The 16,928-nt window shown below is 41.1% G+C and carries 16 protein-coding genes, 1 pseudogene and 2 riboswitches; of the genes and pseudogenes, 14 read left to right on the top strand and 3 right to left on the bottom strand.

Features of this window, described 5'->3' with window-relative positions; all coding sequences use genetic code 11:
- Positions 1 to 335: 335 nt before the first annotated feature.
- Both PCY17_RS02580 and PCY17_RS02575 read left to right on the top strand, forming a co-directional pair.
- A complete protein-coding gene (locus PCY17_RS02580; RefSeq protein ID WP_070696904.1) occupies positions 336 to 1,205 on the top strand; it encodes a DUF6287 domain-containing protein in 870 nt (289 codons plus the stop codon).
- Positions 1,206 to 1,431: 226 nt separating this feature from the next.
- Positions 1,432 to 1,749, top strand: a complete 318-nt coding sequence (locus tag PCY17_RS02575) for a hypothetical protein (protein ID WP_000734665.1) — start codon at positions 1,432 to 1,434, stop codon at positions 1,747 to 1,749.
- A gap of 29 nt (positions 1,750 to 1,778) precedes the next feature.
- On the opposite strand, the gene PCY17_RS02570 is transcribed toward PCY17_RS02575, so the two are convergent.
- Entirely contained in the window at positions 1,779 to 3,578 is a 1,800-nt protein-coding gene (locus PCY17_RS02570; protein WP_216732687.1) for an N-acetylmuramoyl-L-alanine amidase, read from the bottom strand.
- Positions 3,579 to 3,622: 44 nt separating this feature from the next.
- Entirely contained in the window at positions 3,623 to 4,531 is a 909-nt protein-coding gene (locus PCY17_RS02565; RefSeq protein WP_001222578.1) for a LysR family transcriptional regulator, read from the bottom strand.
- Positions 4,532 to 4,633: 102 nt separating this feature from the next.
- Between PCY17_RS02565 and PCY17_RS02560 the strand changes: the two genes are divergently transcribed.
- From PCY17_RS02560 to PCY17_RS02550, 3 genes and pseudogenes are all read left to right on the top strand, one after another.
- Positions 4,634 to 4,867, top strand: a complete 234-nt coding sequence (locus PCY17_RS02560; RefSeq protein ID WP_044135604.1) for a YqgQ family protein — start codon at positions 4,634 to 4,636, stop codon at positions 4,865 to 4,867.
- Positions 4,864 to 5,244 (top strand): rhodanese-like domain-containing protein, encoded by a 381-nt coding sequence (locus tag PCY17_RS02555; RefSeq protein WP_049485369.1) that lies wholly within the window; start codon positions 4,864 to 4,866, stop codon positions 5,242 to 5,244. Before PCY17_RS02560 ends, PCY17_RS02555 begins: the two co-directional genes overlap by 4 nt.
- An 86-nt stretch (positions 5,245 to 5,330) precedes the next feature.
- Positions 5,331 to 5,589: pseudogene (locus PCY17_RS02550) on the top strand (DUF4190 domain-containing protein).
- A 40-nt stretch (positions 5,590 to 5,629) separates the two neighbouring features.
- Here the strand turns inward: PCY17_RS02550 and PCY17_RS02545 are convergent.
- Positions 5,630 to 6,355, bottom strand: a complete 726-nt coding sequence (locus PCY17_RS02545; protein ID WP_049485370.1) for a 16S rRNA pseudouridine(516) synthase — start codon at positions 6,353 to 6,355, stop codon at positions 5,630 to 5,632.
- 158 nt (positions 6,356 to 6,513) lie between these two features.
- On the opposite strand from PCY17_RS02545, the gene typA reads away from it, so the two are divergent.
- The 9 genes from typA to PCY17_RS02500 all read left to right on the top strand — a co-directional run bounded on the left by typA (position 6,514) and on the right by PCY17_RS02500 (position 16,422).
- On the top strand, positions 6,514 to 8,355 hold the full coding sequence (gene typA, locus PCY17_RS02540) for a translational GTPase TypA (RefSeq protein WP_301391145.1): 1,842 nt from the start codon (positions 6,514 to 6,516) through the stop codon (positions 8,353 to 8,355).
- A gap of 19 nt (positions 8,356 to 8,374) precedes the next feature.
- The gene (locus PCY17_RS02535) at positions 8,375 to 8,629 is read left to right on the top strand and encodes a DUF3165 family protein (RefSeq protein WP_000262661.1); all 255 of its coding nucleotides are present in this window, start codon (positions 8,375 to 8,377) and stop codon (positions 8,627 to 8,629) included.
- Between the two features lie 117 nt (positions 8,630 to 8,746).
- Positions 8,747 to 10,099, top strand: a complete 1,353-nt coding sequence (murD, locus tag PCY17_RS02530; RefSeq protein WP_301391144.1) for a UDP-N-acetylmuramoyl-L-alanine--D-glutamate ligase — start codon at positions 8,747 to 8,749, stop codon at positions 10,097 to 10,099.
- Between the two features lies 1 nt (position 10,100).
- Entirely contained in the window at positions 10,101 to 11,159 is a 1,059-nt protein-coding gene (locus PCY17_RS02525) for a UDP-N-acetylglucosamine--N-acetylmuramyl-(pentapeptide) pyrophosphoryl-undecaprenol N-acetylglucosamine transferase (protein WP_076984424.1), read from the top strand.
- 9 nt (positions 11,160 to 11,168) lie between these two features.
- Positions 11,169 to 12,323: a cell division protein FtsQ/DivIB gene (locus PCY17_RS02520; RefSeq protein ID WP_061587728.1), complete on the top strand. Its 1,155-nt coding sequence runs from the start codon at positions 11,169 to 11,171 to the stop codon at positions 12,321 to 12,323.
- 227 nt (positions 12,324 to 12,550) lie between these two features.
- Entirely contained in the window at positions 12,551 to 13,246 is a 696-nt protein-coding gene (gene pyrF / locus PCY17_RS02515; RefSeq protein WP_301391143.1) for an orotidine-5'-phosphate decarboxylase, read from the top strand.
- 39 nt (positions 13,247 to 13,285) lie between these two features.
- The gene (pyrE, locus tag PCY17_RS02510; protein ID WP_000170887.1) at positions 13,286 to 13,918 is read left to right on the top strand and encodes an orotate phosphoribosyltransferase; all 633 of its coding nucleotides are present in this window, start codon (positions 13,286 to 13,288) and stop codon (positions 13,916 to 13,918) included.
- A 243-nt stretch (positions 13,919 to 14,161) separates the two neighbouring features.
- Positions 14,162 to 15,298: an L-lactate oxidase gene (gene lctO, locus PCY17_RS02505; RefSeq protein ID WP_301391142.1), complete on the top strand. Its 1,137-nt coding sequence runs from the start codon at positions 14,162 to 14,164 to the stop codon at positions 15,296 to 15,298.
- A 148-nt stretch (positions 15,299 to 15,446) separates the two neighbouring features.
- Positions 15,447 to 15,535, top strand: a riboswitch (TPP riboswitch).
- 218 nt (positions 15,536 to 15,753) lie between these two features.
- A complete protein-coding gene (locus tag PCY17_RS02500; RefSeq protein ID WP_301391141.1) occupies positions 15,754 to 16,422 on the top strand; it encodes a TenA family protein in 669 nt (222 codons plus the stop codon).
- Positions 16,423 to 16,545: 123 nt separating this feature from the next.
- Positions 16,546 to 16,634, top strand: a riboswitch (TPP riboswitch).
- Positions 16,635 to 16,928 lie beyond the last annotated feature (294 nt).

The raw sequence follows: 16,928 nt of genomic DNA, 5'->3' as shown, positions 1-16,928 counted from the left end.
TAAATATATTATTTAGATTTCTATGAAAATAGGAGATTTTAAAGAGATATATGTAAAAGCCTTGTCACAGGACAGGCTTTTTCTAATGGAGATGGGTTCTGTTTAAAATCCATTTCTTTGGCTTATAAAAATATAAATACAAACGGTTGTTTATATTTTGTGGTATAATGTATTGTAATAAATACTTGTTTTGATACCAATCTAGAGATATTTTGATAGTTATTTATTCTAGAAATTTTTGCTTGGATTTTTTTTTAAAAGTCATAAAAGTTCATGGATAGTAACGAATGAAGTATCGTAAGCTTGCCTGAATATCAATCAAAAAGGAGAAAATTATGAATAAGAAAGAACGGGAAAAACAATTTGAAGAGATCAATGGACCTAAGCGGTCTGAATCAAAGTCGGCTCCGAATAAAAATATAAAAATCTATATTGGCATAGCACTCTCTGTTTTAGTCACTCTCATCTTGGTAAGTATTTTCTCATATCTTCTGATTGGAAAGAAAGAGTCAAATCAAACATCGTCTGCTGTTTCAACTACAGAGTCAACAAGTAAATCGTCTACAAGCCAAGGAAAAACAGATGAGACTGATAAGGATAAACAAGAGGAAATTCAAAAACTCAAGGATCAACTGACTGCTTTAGATACCAAAATTACGGAAGCAGAAGCACTTGTTAGCAAGTTCAAGAAAGAAACTGCTGTTCCAAAACTAGATATTGAAGCAATCAAGAACAATGATTTGTCTAGTTTAGAAGGTACTTGGCGTAGTCAATCTGGTAATGAATACATTATTAATGATTCTGGAGAGGTACGTGCGACTTGGTTTACAAATGATCAAAAGTACGAATCTGTAGTTGGATTAAAGGTATCAAAAGGTCAAGATAGTCGTAACCCTGAGACAGCGTCTATTAGTGCATGGGTAAAAGATTCTGTTGCTGGAGGATTTGTAGTAGTAGCTGTGCCAAGTGGAGTTGTTATGCAACCTGGGGATGATGGAAAGATTACGGATAAAAGTAATCATGCTGAGGAAAGACTTTTTTCTGGACAACAATATGAAGCGATGTTAATGAAACCAGAAAATGTTTATTATCGTGTGAAACCAGATACCAGTAAACTTGAGGAAGCAGAAAAGAACTTAGCTCAACTACAAGCAGATCGTGAATCAATCAAATCTTCTCTAGAGCCAAAGGAAAAGAAAAACTAGATGGTATTCGTTCAAAAATACTGTTGCAATCGGCAGAATCAAGAAGCCCATTAGGGCTTCTTTTTCTTTTGTTACAAATACTCAACCACTTAGACAGAGATATTGACCAGATAGGCAAAAGGGCTTGTTCTTGAAAAATTCCTCTGCTATAATGATTCATGTAAGGGACGTGAGGGGTCAGTATCAGACAACTCAAGAACCAAAAAAAGAAAATGGAGACAAAAAAATGAAAAAATTATTGGGACTTGTATTTTTAGTAGCAGCAGCGCTAGTATTGTATTTCGGATCTGTTGGATGGCCAAGTTTGGATGTCAACCTCTGGTCACTGATTCCAGTTGGCTTATTCCTCTATTTCACTCTAGAAAATCTTTTGAAAAAAGACTATAAGGCTAGTCTGATGTGCTTAATTATTGCTTTTATCATTGCAAATGCTATTTTTGATCTCTTGCCCATTTCAAGTGGTTTGGTGATTGGTGCCGGTGTGCTAGCTTGTGTAGGACTTGGCTACCTCTTTCCTGATAAGGATAAAAAAGAAGATAAATAAAAAAGTCTCGAGATTTCTCGAGACTTTTTTTACGGACCAGCGTAATATTTTTGAATCCCTTTTACGATGCCTGCGACCAGTTTATCTTGGTAGTGGCTATCTCTAATTTGTTGGTTTTCGGAGAAATTATCCATATAACCAAGTTCTAGGAGAACGGCTGGTTTGGCTGTTTCGCGTAGTACGGCATAGCTGCTCTCCAACAGACCAGCGTCTTTGGCCCCTGTTTCTGCTAGGAGAGAGGAGTGGATGGCAGTGGCGAGGCGTTTGCTTTCACTCATACGATCTGGGTGATTGTGCCAGTATTTATTAATCTTACTTGGATAATCAGGTTCATCGCTATAGGAGTAGGTTTGAATACCGCTCGCTTTTGAGTAGGTATTACCAGTAGCGTTGAAGTGAATACTGATAAAAATATCCGAGTTGGTTTTATTAACCATACGAGAACGTTCGGTAACAAAATCAACGTCAATATCACTATCACGAGAAGTGAGGACCTTGTAACCTAGTTCTTCCAACTTACTACGAAGCTTACGGTAAATCTGCATGTTGAGATCTTTTTCAGCTACATTGTAGTAAAAGGCACCTGAATCTCGACCACCATGCCCAGGATCTAGGAAAATGGTATTGCTGTATTGGCCTTTTACAAATCCACCTTCAGTTGAAACTTCAGAAATCCATTGGCCGTATTTTTGGAACAGGTGTTCCTTACCGTCTATCTTGTAAGTTCCTGAAACATAATGTCCATTATCATCTAGGTAGTAGCGTGCTTTGTCAGAGTTATCGTAAATCCATTCGCTCTTTGCCATGTAACCACCTGACTTGAGGTAGTATGCTCCAATCCACTCCTGATTTGCATAACGACCATCCGCTTTTAGATAGAACCAGCTCTTGTAGGCTTTATCGAAGATCCACTCATTCTCCGCCATGGCTCCACTGGTTTTAAGGTAGTAGCTTTCTTTCCATTTGTCTGCTAGCATCCCACCATTCTGGTCAAATGAGTACCAGGAACCTTGAATCTTTTGCCAGTTTTCTTGGACATATCTCCCTGACCCGTTCGCATAGAACCAAGTATCCTTGATTTTGACCCAGTTGTTTTCTGCCATAGCTCCGCTCTGGTTGAAGAGGTAGCCCTTGAAGGTTGTCGCACTCAGCATTCCACCGTTTTTGTCAAAGTAATACCAAGAACCGTTGATTTTCTCCCATTTATCCTGCGAGATCTTTCCAGAAGGAGCGACATAGTACCAAATTTGATCTAATTTTGTCCAGCCCTTTTCCGCCATAGCCCCGCTTTTTGTGAGCAGATAGCCGTCAACGGCAGTGTTGCTGAGCATGCTTCCAGTTTGGTCAAAATAATACCAAGAACCATTGATTTTTTTCCAGGTGTTCTGAGCAAGTCGTCCAGAGGAATCAGCATAATACCATTGATTGTCCAGTTTGGTCCAGCTATTTTCTGTCATGACACCATCTTGGTCAAAGGCATAACCTTTGTAGACAGTAGAATGAAGACGATTACCATCTTGATCGAAGTAGTACCATTTGCCTTGGATTTGTTTCCAGTTCAAAGCAGGTTTATCATCTTGGTAAAAGCGCCAGTGATGATTTTCTTGGTACCATCCTTCTTTTTTGGGCTTGTCTTCTTGCACATCTACTTTAGGAAGAACTTCTGATTTAGAGTTTTCCTCAACACTCGACTCTTTCTTTTCTTCTTTGGCAATTGCTTCCTTGACAGCAGATGTGGATTGAGTTGTGTTTTCTTCTCCTAAGACGGATGCGGGTGCTAATCCTGCGATTGAAAGGATTAAAGCACTGGTCAGTAGTATCTTTTTCACTTTTTATTTCCTAACTTTTTCTTTTTCCCTTTTTCATTTTTCTATTAATTATCGAATTGAACTTCTTCTAGTAAGTATTCGATAAAGCGTTCGCCCATCTTAGACAGGCTGGTTTTTTCATGTTGGATATAGACTAGTTCAATCGGGTCGTCAATGTCCAGTGGAATGGAAACGATATTGTCTCCGTTGAGGTTGCTGTTCAATATCCCTGTTGCAATGGTGTAACCATCCAAACCAATCAAAAGATTAAAGAGGGTGGCACGGTCACTGACTACGATGGATTTCTTGTGGTGCTCTTGTGAAAGAATCTCCTCTGAAAAGTAGAAGGAGTTGTGCGTCCCCTGGTCATAACTCAGATAAGGAAAGTCTTCCAAATCAGCCAGTTTGACCTTGTCTTTTTTAGCTAGAGGGTTGGTCTTGCTGACAAAGATATGGGGTTGAGCGGTAAAGAGGTGGTGGGCTAGCAGGTGATTGTCATCCAGCATTTTCGTTAAAACATCACGATTGTAGCTGTTTAAAAAGAGGACACCGACCTCGCTACGGAAGTTCTTGACGTCATCGATAATCTCCCAAGTCCGAGTTTCACGAAGGAAGAGCTCGTATTTCTCCATATCACTTTTCTTGAGCAGAGAGACAAAGGCATTGACTACAAAGGCATAGTGCTGAGAGGAAACGCTGAAAAGTTCGCGGTGGGCGATAGGATTTTTATAACGTTCCTCCAGAAGCTGAGTTTGCTCGACAACTTGACGAGCGTAGGAGAGAAACTCCATCCCATCACGCGTCAAGGTAATTCCCTTGGGATTGCGGATAAAGATTTCAATGCCCATTTCATTTTCCAAGTCTCGAACAGCATTAGAGAGACTGGGTTGGGTGATAAAGAGTTGCTTGGCTGCCTCATTCATAGAGCCAGTTTCGACGATTTTGATAATATAGTGTAGTTGTTGAATTCTCATGTTTTTATTGTACCATACTTGCGGAAGAATGGGCAATGAAGACGAAGAAAATAGGGGGAAAGAACCGGTCCAGTATTGAAAAAAAGTCTAAAATCTGTTAGAATGGAAGCTATGAAAACATTCTATGATGTGCAGCAATTTCTCAAACAATTTGGCATTATTGTTTACATGGGGAAGCGTTTGTATGATATTGAACTGATGAAGCTCGAACTCTCTCGGATTTATGATGCAGGTCTCATGGACAAGCTAGATTACCTAGAAGCGGAAGCTGTTCTTCGTAGAGAGCACAAGATAGAATTAGACTACATAGAGAAAAATGGAGATAAGAACTTATGACAATTTGGGTTTTGTGGGGAATCGTACTAGCGATGGCGGCATGGATGGGGTATAACTACCTTCGTATTCGTCGTGCGGCTAAGATAGTGGATAATGCAGAATTTGAAGCCTTGATTCGAAAAGGGCAATTGATTGATGTCCGTGAACCAGCAGAATTTCACAGAAAACATATCCTCGGAGCTCGCAATATTCCTTCAAATCAGTTGAAGTCAAGCCTTGCAGCCCTTCGCAAGGATAAACCTGTCCTTCTCTACGAAAATCAACGTGGACAACGAGTGACCAATGCAGCACTTTATTTGAAAAAACAAGGTTTCTCTGAGATTTATATTCTTTCTTATGGACTAGATTCTTGGAAAGGGAAAGTGAAGACGAGTTAACATTCTATTAAAATCTGTCGAATGGTAGATAAAGCTAGTATCTTAAGGTATCATCATTTATATTAAATTTAAGGAGATTTTATAATATGAATTCACAACAAAAGAAAAAACTTCACTTATTTTAGGTATCTTATCTATCGTCCTTGGTTTGCTATTTCCAATAGTAGGTCTGATTTTGGGGATCATAGGATTGGTCTTGGCTTTTTCATACCAAAAAGAATCTGGACTAGACTATAAAACAGAAAAATTCTGAATATCATTGGACTTGTGGTTTCTGTACTTAACTGGATTGTAGCTGTCGCAGTATTTTTTAGAATTGTAGCTGTCGCAGTATTTTTTAGATAAGCAAAAAATAAAAAAGCTTTAAATTTAAAGCTTTTTTATTTTATCGACTCATCTCTAAGTAGTTTTTTATGATTTCCAATTCCTCTGGATTCAAGGGGCGGAATTGCCCTTTTGCTAGTTCTGGGTCTAATGTAAAGTCACCGAATTGGACGCGTTTTAGGGCAGTCACCTTGACACCAACTGAGAGGAACATTTTTTTAACTTGATGAAATTTTCCTTCTGAGATGGTAATAGAGGCATGGCTCTCTGTTGGGCTTATGTCTAGAATTTCTAGCTGAGCAGGTTTACAAGTGGTCCCATCTAAAAAGACAATCCCATCTTTGAATTTTTGGATATGGTCTGACGTGAGCGGTCCGTTTACTACCACTTGATAGGATTTATCGACATGGTACTGGGGATGAAGGAGCTGAAAGCCAAGAGGTCCATTGTCTGTTAAAAGCAGCAGTCCCGTCGTATCGCGGTCTAATCTGCCGATAGCATAGAGCTGGTCAGACTGGATGTCAGGTGGGAGTAGGTCCATGATGGTTGGCAGTTTCTTATCCTTGCTAGCTGTAACGACTCCGTTTGGCTTATGAAGCATGAGGTAGGTGTGCTCGTAGCCTTGGATTTGCCGTCCTTGAAAGACTAATTTCTGCAACCCAGTGTCGACATTTTGAGCCAGGGAGCTGGCTGGACAATCGTCTACTAGGATTTCTTTTTTTAATAGAGCCTGTTTCATAGCCTTGCGACTGACCTTTTCTTGGGCTAATAATCTATCTAAACGCATACCAGCTTATCTTATCATAAGTCTCTGACTTTGAAAAGAGTTGCCTTGACTAGAAAAGCAGAGTGAAAACATTTACACTTAGCTGAACTGTGATTTTTGAATGAGACTGTGGTATAATTGTTCAGTTAGAAATAAAAATTTAAATATTAGAGGAAATCATGACAAAATTAAGAGAAGATATCCGTAACATTGCGATTATCGCCCACGTTGACCACGGTAAAACAACCCTCGTTGACGAATTATTGAAACAATCAGAAACGCTTGATGCACGTACTGAATTGGCAGAGCGCGCTATGGACTCAAACGATATCGAGAAAGAGCGTGGAATAACCATCCTTGCGAAAAACACTGCCGTTGCCTACAACGGAACTCGTATCAATATCATGGATACACCAGGACACGCGGACTTCGGTGGAGAAGTTGAGCGTATCATGAAAATGGTTGACGGTGTTGTCTTGGTCGTGGATGCCTACGAAGGAACCATGCCACAAACTCGTTTCGTATTGAAAAAAGCCTTGGAACAAAACCTTGTTCCAATCGTGGTTGTCAACAAAATCGATAAACCATCAGCTCGTCCAGCAGAAGTAGTAGACGAAGTATTGGAGCTCTTCATTGAGCTTGGTGCAGACGATGACCAGCTTGATTTCCCAGTGGTGTATGCTTCAGCTATCAACGGAACTTCTTCATTGTCAGACGATCCAGCTGACCAAGAAGCTACGATGGCACCAATCTTTGACACCATTATCGACCACATCCCAGCTCCAGTAGACAACTCAGATGAGCCTTTGCAATTCCAAGTGTCACTTTTGGACTACAATGACTTCGTTGGACGTATCGGTATCGGTCGTGTCTTCCGTGGTAGTGTGAAAGTTGGGGACCAAGTTACCCTTTCTAAACTAGATGGTACAACGAAGAACTTCCGTGTTACAAAACTTTTCGGTTTCTTTGGTTTGGAACGTCGTGAAATCCAAGAAGCAAAAGCAGGTGACTTGATTGCCGTTTCAGGTATGGAAGATATCTTTGTTGGTGAGACGATTACACCGACAGATGCAGTTGAGCCTCTTCCAATCCTTCACATCGATGAGCCAACGCTTCAAATGACTTTCTTGGTCAACAACTCACCATTTGCTGGTAAAGAAGGTAAATGGGTGACTTCTCGTAAGGTGGAAGAACGCTTGCAAGCAGAATTGCAAACAGACGTTTCCCTTCGTGTTGACCCAACGGACTCACCAGATAAATGGACTGTCTCAGGACGTGGAGAATTGCACTTGTCAATCCTTATCGAAACCATGCGTCGTGAGGGTTATGAACTTCAAGTATCTCGTCCAGAGGTTATCGTAAAAGAGATTGATGGTGTTAAATGTGAACCATTTGAACGTGTTCAAATCGATACTCCAGAAGAATACCAAGGATCTGTTATCCAAAGCCTTTCTGAACGTAAGGGTGAAATGTTGGATATGATTTCAACTGGTAATGGTCAAACTCGTTTGGTCTTCCTTGTTCCAGCGCGTGGTTTGATCGGTTACTCAACTGAGTTCTTGTCAATGACTCGTGGTTACGGTATCATGAACCATACCTTCGACCAATACTTGCCATTGATTCCAGGTGAAATTGGTGGACGTCACCGTGGTGCCCTTGTTTCCATCGATGCTGGTAAGGCAACAACATACTCAATCATGTCTATCGAAGAACGTGGTACAATCTTTGTCAACCCAGGTACTGAGGTTTACGAAGGAATGATTATCGGTGAAAACTCTCGTGAAAACGATTTGACAGTTAACATCACTAAGGCCAAACAAATGACCAACGTTCGTTCTGCAACCAAGGACCAAACAGCGGTTATCAAGACACCTCGTATCTTGACCCTTGAAGAGTCTCTTGAGTTCTTGAACGACGATGAGTACATGGAAGTAACGCCTGAGTCAATCCGTTTGCGTAAGCAAATCCTCAACAAGGCAGAGCGTGAGAAAGCTAACAAGAAGAAAAAATCAGCTGAATAAGAGCTAGAAAGAGATAAAGATGGTCTATTTAATCATAGGGATACTCTTATTACTACTCTATGTATTTGCGACACCCCAAAGTATCAAAGGAACAGTCAACATCGTTATCTTGGTCTTTGTAGTTGTTGCACTCTTGATTTTGCTGATGTTGTCCATCTTGCAAATCTTCCAATTACCGACAGAATTCTTTGTCACAATCGCCATGCTGGCTCTAGCCTACTTTAGCTTGAGAGACATTACGCTCATGCCTGTAAAAAAGAGCAGAAGAAGATAAATAGAAAGAGAGCTACGGCTCTCTTTTTCTATGCTAGAATGAAGGCTAGAGCATTTTCGTTTAGTATTATTTTCATAAAAATGGTAAAATAGTAGGAGTAGAAATGGAGTTTGAGACATGAAAGTAATCGATCAGTTTAAAAATAAGAAAGTACTTGTTTTAGGTTTGGCTAAGTCTGGTGAGTCTGCGGCCCGTTTGTTGGACAAGCTGGGTGCTATTGTGACAGTAAATGACGGCAAGCCTTTTGAGGAGAATCCTGCTGCTCAAAGCTTGCTAGAAGAGGGAATCAAGGTTGTCACTGGTGGGCATCCTTTGGAGCTCTTGGATGAAGATTTCGCTCTGATGGTGAAAAATCCAGGTATCCCGTATAGCAATCCCATGATTGAAAAGGCATTGGCAAAGGGGATTCCAGTCCTGACTGAGGTGGAATTGGCTTATTTAATCTCAGAAGCGCCAATTATCGGTATCACTGGTTCAAATGGGAAAACAACCACAACGACGATGATTGGGGAAGTTTTAACTGCTGCTGGTCAACGCGGTCTTTTGTCAGGGAATATTGGCTATCCTGCTAGTCAAGTGGCTCAAACTGCGACAGCCAAGGACACGCTCGTCATGGAACTTTCTTCTTTCCAACTGATGGGTGTCCAAGAATTCCATCCTGAGATTGCGGTTATTACCAACCTCATGCCCACTCATATCGACTATCATGGTTCTTTTGAGGAGTATGTGGCAGCTAAGTGGAATATCCAGAACAAGATGACAGCAGCTGATTTCCTTGTATTGAACTTTAACCAAGACTTGGCAAAAGAATTGGCTACCAAAACACAAGCCACTGTTGTACCATTTTCAACACAGGAAAAGGTTGATGGAGCTTATCTGGAAGATGGTCAACTCTACTTCCGTGGAGAAGTGGTCATGGCAGCGAGTGAAATTGGTGTTCCAGGTAGCCACAATGTAGAAAATGCCCTTGCGACCATTGCAGTAGCCAAGCTCCGTGGTGTAGACAACCAAACCATCAAGGAAACTCTTTCAGCCTTTGGAGGTGTCAAACACCGTCTCCAGTTTGTGGATGAAATCAAGGGTGTCAAATTCTATAACGATAGTAAGTCAACCAATATCTTGGCTACTCAAAAAGCCTTGTCAGGATTTGACAACAGTAAGGTTATCTTAATCGCAGGTGGTTTGGACCGTGGAAATGAGTTTGACGAATTGGTGCCAGATATTACTGGGCTCAAGAAGATGGTTATCCTCGGTCAGTCTGCAGAACGTGTCAAACGGGCAGCAGATAAGGCTGGTGTGGCTTATGTGGATGCGACAGATATTGCAGATGCGACCCGCAAGGCTTATGAGCTTGCGACTCAAGGAGATGTGGTTCTCCTCAGTCCTGCTAATGCTAGCTGGGATATGTATGCTAACTTTGAAGTACGTGGAGATCTTTTCATCGACACAGTAGCGGAGTTAAAGGAATAATATGAAAAAAATTGTCTTTACAGGTGGGGGGACGGTTGGACACGTCACCCTCAACCTTTTGTTAATGCCTAAGTTCATCGAAGACGGCTGGGAAGTTCACTATATTGGTGATAAACACGGAATCGAACACCAAGAAATCCTCAAGTCAGGTTTGGATGTTACTTTCCATTCTATTGCGACTGGGAAGTTGCGTCGTTATTTTTCTTGGCAAAATATGCTGGATGTCTTCAAAGTTGGTTGGGGAATTGTTCAATCGCTCTTTATCATGTTACGACTGCGTCCACAGGCTCTTTTTTCTAAGGGAGGATTTGTCTCTGTACCGCCGGTTATCGCAGCGCGAGTGTCAGGAGTGCCTGTCTTTATTCATGAATCGGACCTTTCTATGGGCTTAGCCAATAAAATTGCCTATAAATTTGCGACTAAGATGTATTCGACATTTGAGCAGGCTGCTGGTCTCGCAAAAGTCGAGCATGTGGGGGCAGTGACCAAGGTTTCAGACCAAAAAACTCCTGAACCAGATGAATTGGTGGATATCCAAACCCACTTTGATCCTAAATTGCCAACGGTATTGTTTGTTGGTGGTTCTGCAGGAGCTCGTGTATTTAACCAATTGGTGACAGATCATAAGCAAGAACTGACCGAACGCTACAATATTATCAATCTCACTGGAGATTCAAGCCTCAATGAGTTGAGTCAAAATCTCTTTCGTGTTGATTATGTGACGGATCTCTATCAACCCTTGATGGAGATGGCAGATGTGGTGGTGACGCGTGGCGGTGCCAATACGATTTTCGAGCTCTTGGCCATGGCGAAACTCCATCTCATCGTACCATTGGGTCGTGAAGCAAGTCGTGGAGATCAGATTGAAAATGCAGCCTACTTTGTTAAGAAAGGCTACGCAGAAGAACTTCAAGAAAGTGACTTGACCTTGGAAAGCTTGGAGGCGAAACTCAGTCACTTGCTTAGTCACAAGGACCAATACCAAGCTAGCATGAAAGCTTCGACTGAATTGAAATCTCTTGCAGATTTTTACGATCTACTAAGAAAAGACCTAGCATAAGGAATATCAATGTCAAAGGATAAGAAAAAAGAATCAAACCAGAAGCAAGAATTGTCTGAATGGCAGAAACGAAACCAGGAATACCTGAAGAAGAAGGCTGAGGAAGAAGCTGCCCTTGCTGAAGAGAAGGAAAAGGAAAAACAAGCTCGTAAGGAAGCCAACTCGAAACTATTGGAGGAATCCAAGAAATCATCGAGTGAGTCAGATGAGGAAGCCTCAAGTCCAAGCAAGGAACTATCCGAAAAAGAAGAAAAATCTCAAAAGGATGACCGGAAAGTCAAAGAGGGAAAAGAGAAGAAGAAAAAAGAAAAACCAGAGAAACCAGCCAAACCTAAAATTGCGCCTGTTCATATTTGGCGAGCTGTGAGTATCTTGGTACCCAGTGTCCTGGTCCTCCTTCTTTCAGTCTATCTATTGACTCCACTTTCGACCATCAAAAATATCGAGGTTAAGGGGAATAGTAACACCCAGGCGGATGACATCAAACAGGCTTCTGGGATTCAAGATAGTGACTATACTTTAGCTCTATTGTTGGATAAGGAAACATACGCTGAGCGAATCAAGTCCAATCATTGGATAGAATCAGCGAAGATTAACTATCAATTTCCGACTAACTTTACGATTGAGGTTAAGGAATTTGATATTGTTGGTTATTATGTGTCTGGTGAAGAGTATTATCCAATTCTTTCTAGTGGTACAGTAGAGTCAACTCCTGTTGATCGCTTAAACTTGCCTGAGACTTATCTGACAGTTACCTTTAACGATGAGCAGCAGGTGAAAAAGCTGATAACAGGATTGTCTACCATCAGTGAGGATATCAAGAGTCAAATCCAGAAAATCGAATTAGCGCCGAGCAAGGCAACAGCAGATCTTTTAAAAATTACTATGCTGGACACAGATGAGGTTTTGGTTCCCTTGTCAGAATTGAGCAAGAAATTGCCTTATTACAGCAAAATCAAGCCCCAATTGACAGAACCGAGTGTAGTCGATATGGAGGCTGGAGCATACAGCTATACCATAGCGGATAAGCTGATAGAAGAAGCAGAAGAAAAAGCCAAGCAAGAGGCTAAGGAAGCTGAGAAGAAAAAACAGGAAGAAGAAAAGAAAAAACAAGAAGAACAGGGAAATCAAAGCCAAACGAGCCAGCAATCACAGAGTCGTTAGACTAACTTTTCCTCTTGATTTTGAATGGTATAGAAGTCTAGTTTCGAGTTTTTGCTTGACAAGTCCTACTATAAATAATAGAATAGAAAAAAACCTTTAAAGCAGTCCAGAGAGGCAGCTAAGGTTAGACGGTGAAAGGGTGGAGACTACCCATTTTTCGTGGAACCTTGCTGTTGGCAGGTTCCTTTTTCATGCTCTCTAGCTTACAAAGGTAAAAGGAGAAAGGTATGCGTGAACATCGTCCAGTTATTGCTCTTGATTTTCCTAGTTTTGAGGCAGTCAAGGAATTTTTATCTCTTTTCCCAGCAGAAGAAAGTCTTTATCTAAAAGTAGGGATGGAGCTTTATTATGCGGAAGGTCCAGAAGTTGTCCGTTATTTGAAGTCATTGGGGCATAGTGTCTTTTTGGACCTCAAGCTACATGACATTCCAAATACAGTTAAATCGGCTATGAAGGTCTTATCTCAGCTTGGTGTGGACATGACTAACGTTCATGCTGCAGGTGGTGTGGAGATGATGAAGGCTGCGCGTGAAGGTCTGGGGACACAAGCAAAATTGATCGCTGTGACCCAGCTGACATCAACGTCGGAAAGCCAGATGCAGGATTTTCAAAATATCCAAACCACTCTGCAAGAGTCTGTGATTCACTATGCCAAGAAGACAGCTGAAGCGGGCTTGGACGGTGTGGTTTGTTCAGCTCAGGAAGTGCAACTCATCAAGCAGGCCACCAATTCAGATTTTATCTGTCTGACACCGGGAATTCGTCCGGCGGGAACTGCCGTAGGAGACCAAAAACGTGTCATGACGCCAGCGGAAGCCTATCAAATCGGTAGTGACTATATCGTAGTGGGACGTCCCATTACCCAAGCTGAGGATCCTGTTGCAGCTTATCATACCATCAAGGATGAATGGAACAAAGACTGAAATGAAAGAAATAGATTATAAAAACAAAAGGAGAATACTATGACACTTGCTAAAGATATCGCTAGCCACCTCTTGAAAATCCAAGCAGTTTACCTCAAACCAGAGGAGCCTTTCACTTGGGCATCTGGTATCAAATCGCCGATTTATACTGACAACCGAGTGACGCTTGCCTATCCAGAAACTCGTAGCTTGATTGAAAATGGTTTTGTGGAAGCTATTAAAGCAGAATTTCCAGAAGTAGAAGTGATTGCAGGAACAGCGACAGCAGGGATTCCGCACGGAGCCATCATTGCTGATAAGATGAATCTGCCTTTTGCCTATATCCGTAGCAAACCAAAAGACCACGGAGCAGGTAATCAAATCGAAGGTCGTGTAGCTCAGGGACAAAAGATGGTTGTTGTTGAAGATCTCATTTCAACGGGTGGGTCTGTTCTTGAAGCCGTAGCAGCTGCTAAACGCGAAGGAGCCGATGTGCTTGGAGTTGTAGCGATTTTCAGTTATCAATTGCCGAAAGCCGATAAGAATTTTGCGGATGCTGATGTGAAATTGGTGACACTTTCTAACTACAGCGAACTCATCCACCTAGCCCAAGAAGAAGGTTACATTACGCCAGAAGGACTCGACCTCCTAAAACGCTTTAAAGAAGACCAAGAAAATTGGCAAAATGCTTAAAACATAGAAAATCAGGTAGTCACAAGGATTACCTGATTTTTTATATGTGGGCAATAAAACAAATCTCCCTAAAGGTAAAGGAGAATATAGGATAATGATAGAATGAGAGACCTTCTTTTTTGGAGGCATATTCAGATAATCAGTTTGAAATTTCCAGACAAAATTTTTGAAAGGATTCTGAAAAAGAGGTAAGATAGTTTATGTAAGACAAAGTAAACGCTTACTTAACAAGGAGGACACTTTATGTCATATAAAACAAGCAATGCAGAAGGACCTGTAGATTTTATTAACACTTATGATTTGGAGCCAATGGCGCAACAAGTCATTCCTAAAGCTGCCTTTGGTTATATCGCTAGTGGAGCAGAGGATACTTTCACTTTACGCGAGAACATCCGTGCCTTTAACCACAAACTTATTGTTCCTCATACGCTTTGTGATGTTGAAAATCCAAGTACAGAGATTGAATTTGCGGGTGAAAAATTATCTTCACCAATTATTATGGCGCCTGTTGCGGCTCATAAATTGGCAAATGAGCAGGGGGAAGTAGCTACTGCGCGTGGTGTGCATGAATTTGGTTCTCTCTATACAACTAGTTCCTACTCTACCGTTGACCTTCCAGAAATTACAGAAGCCCTTCAAGGGACACCTCATTGGTTCCAATTTTACTTTAGTAAGGATGACGGTATCAACCGCCATATCATGGACCGTGTGAAGGATGAAGGCTACAAAGCGATTGTCTTGACGGCAGATGCAACTGTAGGGGGCAATCGTGAGGTCGACAAACGCAATGGTTTTGTCTTCCCTGTTGGTATGCCGATTGTTGAGGAATACCTGCCAGAAGGTGCTGGAAAATCAATGGACTTTGTTTACAAGTCAGCTAAACAACGCTTGTCTCCACGCGATGTCGAATTTATCGCTACATACTCAGGTCTTCCTGTGTATGTCAAGGGACCACAATGCCGTGAGGACGTTGAACGTTCGCTTGCCGCAGGTGCTTCTGGTATCTGGGTAACCAACCACGGTGGTCGCCAAATCGACGGTGGACCAGCATCCTTTGACTCACTTCAAGAAGTGGCTGAAGCAGTTGATAAACGTGTGCCAATTGTCTTTGACTCTGGTGTTCGTCGCGGTCAACACGTCTTTAAAGCCTTGGCTTCAGGAGCAGACTTGGTAGCTATTGGCCGCCCTGTGATCTATGGTTTGGCTCTCGGCGGTAGTGTTGGTGTGCGTCAAGTCTTTGAGCACTTAAATGCAGAATTGAAGACGGTCATGCAATTATCTGGAACTCAGACTATTGAGGATGTCAAACACTTCAAACTCCGTCACAACCCATACAACCCAACCTTCCCAGTTGACCCTCGTGACTTGAAATTGTATTGATAAAGAAGACGGCCTTCACTTTATGTGGAGGTTTTTCTTCGTGTATAGAAAGATTAAATCGTTATCGGAAACTATATAAATATATTTTCCAGTCAAAGTTCTTGCTAGGGCTTTCAAATTCTGTTATACTGGTCCAGTAATTAAATAATAAAGACATTTGGGGCGCTTTAGGCTGAGATGATACCCATTGAACCTGATACAGTTAAGACTGGTGAAGGGAAATGTGAAAAGGTTTTTTTCGTATGTCGAAAAGAACTGTCTAATCTTGTAAGCTAAACTCTAATTCTCGTTTGTAATTGGAGTTTTTTTGTTTATCAAAAGAGGATAGGTTTGTTTAGGTAGCTCTCTGCAAATGCCCTCGATGTTCTTTAAAAGTATCAAGTGGAATTACGATTTCGCTTGGTATCTCTTGGTGTTTTATTAATTACTAAGGAGTAAAGAGAGGAGAAGTAAATATGGAAACACAAGACTATGCATTTCAGCCGGGTTTGACCGTTGGAGAATTATTAAAAAGCAGTCAGAAGGATTGGCAGGCTGCAATCAATCATCGTTTTGTTAAGGAACTTTTTGCGGGGACAATTGAGAATAAGGTTTTAAAAGACTACCTGATTCAAGATTATCATTTCTTTGATGCCTTCTTATCCATGCTGGGTGCCTGTGTAGCTCACGCAGACCAGCTTGAATCCAAACTTCGTTTTGCCAAGCAACTAGGCTTTCTTGAAGCAGATGAAGATGGTTATTTCCAAAAAGCTTTCAAAGAGTTAAAAGTAGCAGAGAATGACTATCTAGAAGTGACCTTGCACCCTGTAACAAAAGCCTTTCAGGAGCTAATGTATTCTGCTGTTGCTTCATCAGACTATGCTCATCTTTTAGTCATGCTGGTCATTGCAGAAGGTCTCTATTTAGACTGGGGTTCTAAAGATTTGGCTCTACCTGAAGCCTATATTCATTTGGAATGGATCAATCTCCACAGAGGTCCTTTCTTTACAGAGTGGGTTCAATTTCTGGTTGACGAACTCAATCGTGTCGGGAAAGGTAGAGAAGATTTGACAGAACTTCAGCAACGCTGGAATCAATCAGTTGCTTTAGAATTAGCCTTTTTTGATATTGGTTATGAATTATAGGACAGATTCAATCCTTTGATGTAGATTAAAAGAATGAACAAACAAACCATATAAATATATTTTCCAGTCAAAAATCTTGCTAGGGCTTTCAAATTCTGTTATACTGGTCCAGTAATAAAATAATAAAGACATTTGGGGTGCTTTAGGCTGAGATGATACCCATTGAACCTGATACAGTTAAGACTGGCGAAGGGAAATGTGAAAAGGTTTTTTTCGTATGTCGAAAAGAACTGTCTAATCTTGTAAGCTAAACTCTAATTCTTGATTGTAATTGGAGTTTTTTTTTGTTTATATAAGCTGGATGAAGGCGATACAAAGCATTTAGGTAGGTCTCCTTGAATGCCCCACTTTTCTTTAAAAAAAGGAGTTTTTTATGTTGAAACAAAGTATAAATTTCTAATTATCTTTTTATATTTTCTTAAATGCTCGTAAAGCCTTATTCTATGTGCTTTCGAGTATTTTTACTGTAGGAAGATACTTCACGTTTCTTTGCATATTTCCTCATG

It is taken from the genome of Streptococcus sp. SO2 (assembly GCF_030440025.1).
The sequence above is the reverse complement of the archived record's forward strand: the minus strand, read 5'-3'. Positions and strand labels throughout refer to the sequence as shown.